The 9,024-nt window shown below is 73.1% G+C and carries 6 protein-coding genes and 1 pseudogene; 2 read left to right on the top strand and 5 right to left on the bottom strand.

Annotated features, from left to right (window positions below):
- A pseudogene (locus WH07_RS36510) lies at nt 1–874 on the bottom strand (hypothetical protein); the annotation flags it as partial.
- 195 nt (nt 875–1,069) lie between these two features.
- Here WH07_RS36510 and WH07_RS33730 point away from each other — a divergent pair.
- Nucleotides 1,070–3,121: an MFS transporter gene (locus tag WH07_RS33730; protein ID WP_046508613.1), complete on the top strand. Its 2,052-nt coding sequence runs from the start codon at nt 1,070–1,072 to the stop codon at nt 3,119–3,121.
- A 78-nt stretch (nt 3,122–3,199) separates the two neighbouring features.
- Here WH07_RS33730 and WH07_RS33735 read toward each other — a convergent pair whose 3' ends face one another.
- Nucleotides 3,200–3,721, bottom strand: coding sequence for a GNAT family N-acetyltransferase (locus tag WH07_RS33735; RefSeq protein ID WP_046508614.1), 522 nt, complete (start codon nt 3,719–3,721; stop codon nt 3,200–3,202).
- 69 nt (nt 3,722–3,790) lie between these two features.
- Nucleotides 3,791–4,459: an O-methyltransferase gene (locus WH07_RS33740; protein WP_046508620.1), complete on the bottom strand. Its 669-nt coding sequence runs from the start codon at nt 4,457–4,459 to the stop codon at nt 3,791–3,793.
- A 618-nt stretch (nt 4,460–5,077) separates the two neighbouring features.
- Here WH07_RS33740 and WH07_RS33745 point away from each other — a divergent pair.
- Entirely contained in the window at nt 5,078–7,051 is a 1,974-nt protein-coding gene (locus WH07_RS33745) for a bifunctional glycosyltransferase 87/phosphatase PAP2 family protein (protein WP_046508621.1), read from the top strand.
- A 94-nt stretch (nt 7,052–7,145) separates the two neighbouring features.
- On the opposite strand, the gene WH07_RS33750 is transcribed toward WH07_RS33745, so the two are convergent.
- Nucleotides 7,146–7,880 carry an SCO2322 family protein gene (locus tag WH07_RS33750; protein ID WP_198533946.1) on the bottom strand — a complete coding sequence of 245 codons (735 nt, stop codon included), beginning with the start codon at nt 7,878–7,880 and terminating at the stop codon, nt 7,146–7,148.
- Nucleotides 7,877–9,024, bottom strand: a 1,148-nt coding sequence (locus tag WH07_RS33755; RefSeq protein WP_046508616.1) for a prenyltransferase/squalene oxidase repeat-containing protein, incomplete at its 5' end; no start/stop codon positions are given. The genes WH07_RS33750 and WH07_RS33755, both read right to left, overlap by 4 nt.

Here is a 9,024-nt window from a genome sequence, read left to right on the forward strand (position 1 = left end):
GGGTGGGGGACGCCGAGGACTCCGACGGGCCCGACGGTTCGGCGGCACCCACGGTCGGCAGGTCGCGCGTCTGCTCCGGCCGCGCCTGTTCCTGAGGCTCGTCCCGCGAGAACAGTCCGCCCGCGAACGCCGCCGTCCCGATCACCGCCAGCGCCGCCGCGCCGATCACCAGGGCCCGGTACCGCTTGCGGTGCGGCGGTGGCGCCGGGGAGGAGCTCGCGGGCGGCGGTACGGCCGGGCCGCGCGCGGGGGCGAGGGGCGGCATCGGGCCCGCGGTACGGAAGACCGGCGGCGGCCCGGCGCTGTCGTCGTCCGCGTCGAGCGTCACGTACGGCCGTACGCGCAGCGGGTTGAAGTCCTCGGCCTCGGCGATCTCTTCGGCGGCGGCGCGCTGGTGGCCCGCCTGGCGGGCGGCCTCGGCCTCGGCGCCGCCTTCGGCGGTGGCCCGGGCGGTCGCTCCCGCGGTCCCGGCGCCGGCCGCTCCGGCGGCCTGCGGCGCTCCCGTATCCGCCGTGTCCGAAGGCGCGCCGGCGGCCACGCCGGCCGCCGCGGTGCCCTTCGCCGGTGCCACCGCCCCCGGTGCCACCGCCCGCAGCACCATCGTCGTCTCGGCGTCCCGGCGCGCCTCCCGCGTCCCCGCGTTCTGCTGTGCCTGTGCCTGTGCCTGTGCCTGGGGCTGTGTCTGCGTCTGCGCCTGGGGCAGTACCTGAGTCTGCGCCTCTGTCTGCGACGGCTGCGCTTCCGCGTCCTGACGAACCTCCGCGTCCGGCCGCTGCCGCTCCGCCGGTTCCTTCCGTACCGCCTCGCACCCGCAGCCGGGTCCGCCTCCGGTGGTGCGCGGCGTACCGCATTCGGGACAGAGCTGTCCGGTCAACGTGGGTCCCCTCCCCTTGAACTGCCGCCGATTATGCAGGCCGTGTGCGAACGGTGCGCGCGCCCCCAAGCCCTTCGGCCGCCCTCCGGCGGTCCTCCGGCAGTCCCATGGCAGTCCTCCGGCCGCGCTCGGCGGGCCATAACGGGACACAACGGTCAGGATGGAAACCCCCGGTGGATCCAAGGAGATGTCCCGATGGTTCAGCATGTGAGCACCCCCGCCGTGCGTCCGGTCCCAGGCGACGACCGGAACCAGCCCACCGTCCTGGTCATCATCGGAGCCCTGCTGCTGGGCCTGCTGCTCGCCTCGCTCGATCAGACCATCGTCTCCACCGCGCTGCCGACCATAGTCAGCGACCTCGGCGGTCTTGAGCATCTGTCCTGGGTGGTCACCGCCTATCTGCTGGCGTCGACCGCCGCCACCCCGCTCTGGGGCAAGCTGGGCGACCAGTACGGCCGCAAGCGGCTCTTCCAGATAGCCATCGTCATATTCCTGGCCGGTTCCGCGCTCTGCGGCACGGCCCAGGACATGCCCCAGCTCATCGCCTTCCGCGCGCTCCAGGGTCTGGGCGGCGGCGGGCTGATCGTGCTGTCGATGGCGATCGTCGGCGACATCGTCCCGCCGCGCGAACGCGGCCGGTACCAGGGGCTGTTCGGCGCGGTCTTCGGCGTGACCAGTGTGCTCGGCCCGCTGCTCGGAGGCTTCTTCACCCAGGAGCTGAGCTGGCGGTGGGTCTTCTACGTCAACCTGCCGATCGGCGTGGTCGCGCTCGCGGTCATCGCCGCTGTCCTGCGCATACCGGCGCACGCGACCCGGCACACCATCGACTACCCCGGCACCTTCCTGATCGCCTCCGTCGCCACCTGTCTCGTCCTCGTCGCCTCGCTCGGCGGTACGACCTGGGCCTGGGGCTCCGCCGAGATCATCGGCCTCGCCGTGCTCGGCGCCGTACTGCTCTTTCTGTTCATGGAAGTCGAGCGGCGCGCGGCCGAACCCGTCCTGCCGCCACGGCTCTTCCGGCTCAGGACCTTTACACTCGTCGCGGTCATCAGTTTTGTCGTCGGCTTCGCGATGTTCGGCGCGATGACATATCTGCCGACGTTCCTTCAGGTCGTCCAGGGCGTGTCCCCCACCATGTCGGGGGTGCATCTGCTGCCCCTGGTGGCCGGGCTGCTGATCACCTCCACCGTGTCCGGACATCTCGTCAGCCGGACCGGCCGCTGGAAGGCGATACCCGTGCTGGGCGCGGCCGTCACCGCCGTGGGGCTGCTGCTGCTCCACCGGCTCACCGTGACCAGCGGCACCTGGGAGACCAGCGTGTATCTCTTCGTCTTCGGCGCGGGACTGGGGCTGGTCATGCAGGTCCTGGTCGTGGTCGTGCAGAACGCCGCCGGCTACCGGGACCTGGGCGTCGCCACCTCGGGCGCGACCTTCTTCCGCTCGATCGGCGCGTCCTTCGGTGTCGCGATATTCGGCACGGTCTTCAGCAATCTGCTCGCCGCCCGGCTGACCCATACCCTGGCCGGCCAGCCGCTGCCGCCCGGCGTCGGACCTGGCCGGCTGTCCTCCGATCCGCGGGCCATCGAGCTGCTGCCGCCCGCGCTGCGCGCCGACGTACTGCGCGCGTTCTCGACGTCCATCACCGATGTCTTCCTCTATGCCGTGCCGGTCGTGGTGCTCGCCTTCGTCGTCGCCTGCTTCCTCAAGGAGGAGCCGTTGCGCGGCTCGGTGACGGCGCCCGAGGCCAGCGCGACCCTGGCGGTCAACCCGGTCGAGCGCTCCTCCCGCGACGAGGTCGCCCGCGCGCTCTCGGTGCTGGGCACGCGTGAGGGCCGCCGCCGCGTTTACGAGAAGATCACTGCGAAGGCGGGGTACGACCTGCTTCCCGCGTCCAGTTGGCTGCTGCTGCGCATCCGGCGGCACGGCTCCGTACGGCCTGGGCTGCTGGTGGAGACCCTGCCCGTACCGCTCAGGTCCGTCACCGACGCGTCCCGTCAGGTGGAGGAGCGCGGCCTGGCCCGGCGCGAGGGACTCGAACTGACCCTGACCGCGCGGGGAGCCGAGACGGCCGAGGCGCTGGCGAAGGCGCGCGAGGAGTCCCTGACGGAGCTGCTGGGGGACTGGTGGCAGCCGGACCGGCCGGCGGCGGAGCTGGAGCGGCTTGTACGGGACCTCAACAGCGAGCTGTGCGGCTCCACCGGCGAACGCCCGTCGGCCCCGGCCCCGCCGAGGGACCACGCGGTCTGAGCCGCGGCGCTCACCGGATCAAGGCGCTCACGGGATCAAGGCGCTCACGGGGATCACGGGATCACGGGGCCCGCCGGATCACGGGGCCGGCCGCCCGGTCCGGGCGGGGAGTTCCCTGCCGTACCAGATCTCGCTGTACGGGCCCGGCTCGCCGTACGGCGGGATCTCCCGGAAGCCGTGCTTCACGTACAGCCCCCGCGCCTCGACCAGGTCGAGCCGGGTGTCGAGTACGAGCCGCCGGGCCCCGAGCCGTACCGCCGCCTCCTCCAGGGCGGCCAGCAGTGCCCCGCCGCCTCCGGTACCGCGTACGGCCGGGTTCACATAGACCCGGGTCAGCTCCGCCGTCTCCCCGTCCCCGTCCAGCAGCCGCAGCCCGCCGCAGGCCTCGGCCCGACCGCCGTACCGGCCGACGACGAACTCCCCGGTGGGCGGTACGAGTCGGCCGGCCGGGTCGGCCGGGTTGTCCACGAGGCCCTGGTCGATCTCGGCCTCCGTCGCGGGGCGCCCCCAGTAACGTCCGGCGACCTCGGCGTAGTAGGCGCGGCGGAGGCGGGAGGCGTCGGGGGCGGCGAAGGGTTCGGGGCGTACGGACCAGGTCATGGCCGTATCGCTATCAGGCGGCGGGGTTCTCCGGCCAGCGGATTAGGGGCGCGCGTGCCTACCGCCCGCTCAGGCGAGCACCCGCGCCAGCGCGAAGCCGTCGTACCCCTTGGCGCCCACCGTCTGGACCGCGGTCGCGGAGAGACGGGGGTTGGCCGCCATCAGCTCGGTCATACGGCGGGTGCCCACCACCGAGGGGTCCTCGCTCGACGCGTCGGTGACGGCCCCGTTCCGTACGACGTTGTCCACGACGATGACGCTGCCGGGGCGGGTCAGCTTCAGCGACCACTCCAGATAGTGCGGATTGTTGCGCTTGTCCGCGTCGATGAACACGAAGTCGAACGGCCCCGCGCCCTCGGCCTCCAGCACCGGGAGCGTCTCCAGCGCCGGTCCCGTCCTGACCTCGGCGATCTTGTCGAGCCCGGCCCTGGTGAGGCTGGCGCGGGCGACCTCGGCGTGGGCCGGGTCGTACTCCAGGGAGATCAGCCGCCCGTCGTCGGGCAGCGCGCGGCCCAGCCAGATGGTGCTGTAGCCGCCGAGGGTGCCGATCTCCAGGACCGTACGGGCGCCCTGGATACGGGCGAGGAGGTGCAGCAGTTTGCCCTGGTTCGGGGCGACGTTGATGGCGGGCAGGCCGGCCGCGTCGGCGGTGGTGAGCGCCGCGGTGAGCGCGTCGTCGGCGGGGGCGAGCTGGTCGGTGAAGTAACGGTCGACCGCGGTCCACCGCTCCTGGGACATGTGCGACATGGGTGCCTCTCGTCCGTACGCGGGTGTGGCGAGTTAGTTTCTGCTGGGAACATACCCCGGCGGCCGGTCCTGGCAATGGCCCCCGCCATACCGGCCGGTGGCCGGAACGTGCCCGTTTCCACTGGCATGTGACCTGCCTTCTGCGGTGGGACGCCCCCGGCCGGGACCGTACGGGCCCTCGCCGCCGAGCGGCTCAAGCCGAACTGCGACTGACCGCACGGCCCGCGAACCCGCGACCGACCGCCACCGACCGCGCCCGGCCCGCGAAGGCCCGCGCACGCACCGCCGGACGGCGCCGCTGCTCCCCGGAGCCGCGGCGCCGTCTCGCGTACCGTGCCCGTAGCCTTCCTAAACCCCGAAGCGAAGGGCATCGGCGCGAAACAGGGGTGACAGTCAGGCGAAGAGGGGGTTGCCTGAGTCTTCCCGAGAGGGCAGTGCGAGGCTCTTGCCCCAGGGACGGCGGTCACAGCCGACGGACACGGCGGTCACGGCCGGCGGTCACGGCGGTTTCGGACGGAGGGTCGGCGCGGCGTGGTGAATGCGGAGCACGGTGTGCACGGCGGTGCGGCGGCGGGCGGCGCGCGAACGGGCTTCGGCACGGCCCGCGCGATGCTCTGGCTGCTCGCCGCCGTACTGGCGGTCAGACAGGCGGCGGCCGTCCTGAGACAGCCGCCCGGCCGGCGGCTCACCGATCTGGAGACCTGGATCGGCGAGAACGGCGTGCTGCACATGACGGGCTCGCTGTACGACACCGAGAAGTTCACCGGGACGCCGTTCGCCGGGCTGGTGCTCAAACCGCTGTCGCGCGCGGCCCAGGAGAGCCTCGGCATCGCGTGGACCTTCGGGACGCTGCTGCTGGTCGTCGCCCTCGGACTGGTCGTCGCCCGCGCGCTCCCGGGCCGGATCTCCCGCCGTACGGGACTGCTCGCGGCCCCCGTCACCATCAGCCTGCTGATGCTGTCCCTGCCGGTGCGCAACAGCTTCCACCTCGGCCAGACCAGCATCATCCCCGTCCTGCTGGTGCTGGTCGGCTGTTTCGTCGTACGGGGCGAACGCGGCTCCGGCGTCCTCGTGGGGATCGGCGCGGCCCTCCAGCCCGCCGTTCTGCTCTTCGCGCCGCTGCTCTGGCTGACGGGCCGCAAGAAGGCGGCCGTCGCGTCGGCGGGGACCTTCGCGGTCTGTACGGCGCTGGCCTGGACGGCACTGCCGAGCGACTCATGGGCGTACTGGGTGCACCATGTCGCGGGAGCGGGCCTCGGCGAGCGCCCCGACAGCCTCGCCAACCAGTCACTGCACGGCGCGCTGCTCCGGCTGGGCCTGACAGGCCCGCTGGAGATCGTGCTCTTCGTCGCCCTCGCGGCGGCCGTCGTCTTCTTCGGGCTGCGCCGCGCGGTCCGTTACGCCCGGGACGGGCAGCTTCTGCTCGCGGTGGCGCTGACCGGCTGCGCGGCGATCGCGGTCTCGCCCACCGCCTGGCAGCACCAGCTTCTGTGGGTGCTGCTGGCCCTCGTCGGCCGGGTCGGCACCCGCGCCAGGGACCGGCTGGTGTGGCCCGCGGTGGTGGTGCTGGTGATGACCCTGCCGGGGAAGATGCTGCTGCCGAACCTGGAGGCGCTGTATCCGCTGCGGGACAACGTGCCGCTGCTCGCGGCGCTCGCGGCGGCCTGCGCGGTGCCGTTCCTGACCCGCGCCTCGCCGTACTTCGAACAGCCCGTCGCGACCGAGTACGCGAGGCCCGTGCCCGCGCGCTGGCGCCGCATCCCGCTGCTGCCTTTCTGGCGGCGGCTGCTCGGCCGCCCCAATCTGCTGCTCGAACTGCTCGCCATCCGCGTCGGCTACTCCGTCTACTCCCATATCCGGCTCGCCGCGACCGGGGGCCGGGAGGCCGCCGAGGCGCACGGCCGCGAGATCGTCGCCGTCGAGCGGGCACTTGGCATCGACATCGAGCACACGCTCAACCACGCGGCCGTGAAGGCGGAGTGGGTGGGGAACTTCCTCAACTTCTACTACACCTCCTTCCACTTCGTGGTGCCGCTGACGATCCTCGGCGTCCTCTATGTACGCCGGCCCGCCGACTACCGCTGGGCCCGCTCCTCGCTCGGCTTCGCCACCGTCCTCGCGCTGCTCGGCTTCTGGCTCTATCCGCTGGCGCCGCCGCGGCTGATGCCCGGGATGGGGTTCATCGACACGGTGCACGGGCCGCAGGATCTGACGAACCCGGACTACGGGGCGCTGACCGCGCTCACCAACCAGTACGCGGCGATGCCCTCGCTGCACTTCGGGTGGTCGCTGTGGTGCGGGCTGGTGATCGTGGTGCTGGCGCCGAAGACCTGGATGAAGCTTCTCGGGCTGCTCCACCCGCTCTTCACGGTCTGCGCGATCGTGGCCACGGCCAACCACTGGGTGCTGGACGCGGTGGGCGGGGCGGCGGTGGTGGGAGCGGGCTTCGGGCTGACGTACGTACTGGCGGGGCCGAGGAAGCTGCTGCCGAAGGAGGCGGCGCGGCCGGATCCGTTCCCGAAGGGTGCGGGTCCGGATGTTCCCGCGGGCAGTGCGATACGGGAGTCGGGGCCGGTTTCGTAGTCCGGCGCTCAGCGTGGTGGTACGTGGCGTGATGGGCGCCGGGTCATGGCGTTGGCGTACGGCCCGGGCTCATCGGGGACACGTCCCGGGCCGGTCATTCGCGCCGGCGGCGGGCCCGGCGGAGAGCGGCGGCGGTGAGGACGAGAACGGCGGCGGCTCCGGCGACCAGGCCGACGGAGGGACCGCTGTCGCCCTCGGGCTCGGGATGGCTGCCGGGCTCGGTGGGAGCCGGGGCGCCGGAGGACGCAGGAGCGCCGGAGTCCATGGAAGCGGCCGTCGCGTCGGTCCGGTTCGTACCGCCGTCCGCCACCTGCTCACCGCACCCCGACTCCGGATACCCGGATATCGCGCAGAGCAGGGCGTCGGCGTCGTACCGCAGTGGCTTCGCGACCGCCGCCAGCGCCTCCGCGGCCGTCGCGTCCTCGCCGAGCCGGGCGCATCCGGCGCGGGGAGCGGGCGGGCGCTCGCCGTCCGGGGCGTCGGCGGCCGTACCGTAGTCCACGACCACGGCGACCCGCTTGCGCCCGGCTTCCTCGGGGGTGGCACCGCAGATCGCCGCGAAGCCGGACCCGTCGCGCGGCCGGGACGCGTCCGCGCTGTCCGTACTCACCGCGAAACGGAACCCCACGGCAGTGCCGTCGGCGGGGAGTGCCGTGGCCGGGCCCTGGGTGGCATAGGTCCAGGCGCCGCCGTCGCCCTCCCAGAACGACCAGTAACGGTAGCCCGCCGCCTGGGCGTTCCCCGTCCCCAGGACGAGCGCGGCACCCATGACGAACGTGCCGACCAGAGCCGCGTGCACCAGCGGCCGGGAGCGTCGCGCGCCGGTCATGGCTGCTCGCTTCTCTTGCGCTCGCTGATCAGGAACGGGACGCTCGCGCAGACCACCACCGCGATTCCGAGTATCCACAGGATTCCGCCGTCACGGCCGCTGTTCCCGACGCTGCCGGTGACCGCCGCCGCAGGGGCGGGCACGGCGGCCATGGCCTTCGGCCTGGGCCCGGTCGCGTTCAGCCGTTCGACGAGGTCGATCCCGCCGAAGTTGCGCGGGTCCGTGCCCGTGGCGTGCGCGGCGAAGATGAGCTGGGCGTAGGCGGCGGGACCGTTCTCCTGGGCCCAGGCACCCGAATTCTCCTTCAGCCACTCCAGGGCGCCCGAGGCCTGGTCCCCGTATCCGGCCGCCGTCAGCGCGACGACGGCGTCCGCCGTGCTGCCTGTGTCAGGCAGCGGTTCGCTCTCCTCCGCGCCCGGCATCGGCGGCTGGTCGAGATGCCCCTTCGCGGCCAGCGCGGACGCCAGATAGGCGGCGCCGTTCCGGGCGACCCGCTCAGGACCGGGATCGGCCGTCGCCACACACCCCGGTGCGGGGCCCGCCTGCACCGGCCAGGCCATCATCCGCTTGCCGAGCCCGCCGAGCACCGCCGCGGCGGTGGCATCGTCATTGGCGGTCAACCCGCCCGTCTTGTCCGGCTGGTACGCGAAGGCCCCCGCGTCCGCGCCCTCCGCCGCGTCGCACGGAATGGCCAGGGCGACCAGCGCGTCGTACGGGTTCCTGCCCTCGGACGACCGGACGGAGCTGGGCCGTACCCCGGAGGTGGTCAGCGCGCCGATCACCAGCGAGGTGGAGTTCGTGTCGGTCGGTGTGCCGGGGAGATAGCCCCAGCCGCCGTCCTTGTTCTGTACGGACCGGAGCCAGCCCAACGCCTTCTTTATGGCGGGCCGTTGACCGCCGAGCGTGGAGAGCGCCTGGACGGCGGCGGCGGTGGCGTTCGAGTCGACCGCCGTCTTCGCGTCGCAGGGGACGCCGGGGTCGGGGCGGTACGCGGGGAACGCGCCGTCGGCGCACTGCTGGCCCTTCAGCCAGGCGACGGCCTGGTCCGCCGGGCGCACCCCGGCCGCGAACTGCCCTGTCATCGCCAGGGACTGGCGCCACACACCGTCGTAGGTCGGGTCCTTCTCGCCGTACAGCCCCGGCG

The organism is Streptomyces odonnellii (assembly GCF_000981895.1).
GTDB classification, from domain to species: Bacteria; Actinomycetota; Actinomycetes; order Streptomycetales; family Streptomycetaceae; genus Streptomyces; species Streptomyces odonnellii.

What these genes read in the sequence shown, in the direction of transcription:
- WH07_RS33730 (WP_046508613.1), top strand. Translation starts at nt 1,070, where the DNA reads ATGGTTCAGCATGTGAGCACCCCCGCCGTGCGTCCGGTCCCAGGCGAC.
- WH07_RS33735 (WP_046508614.1), bottom strand. Translation starts at nt 3,721, where the DNA reads ATGACCTGGTCCGTACGCCCCGAACCCTTCGCCGCCCCCGACGCCTCC.
- WH07_RS33740 (WP_046508620.1), bottom strand. Translation starts at nt 4,459, where the DNA reads ATGTCCCAGGAGCGGTGGACCGCGGTCGACCGTTACTTCACCGACCAG.
- WH07_RS33745 (WP_046508621.1), top strand. Translation starts at nt 5,078, where the DNA reads ATGCTCTGGCTGCTCGCCGCCGTACTGGCGGTCAGACAGGCGGCGGCC.
- WH07_RS33750 (WP_198533946.1), bottom strand. Translation starts at nt 7,880, where the DNA reads ATGACCGGCGCGCGACGCTCCCGGCCGCTGGTGCACGCGGCTCTGGTC.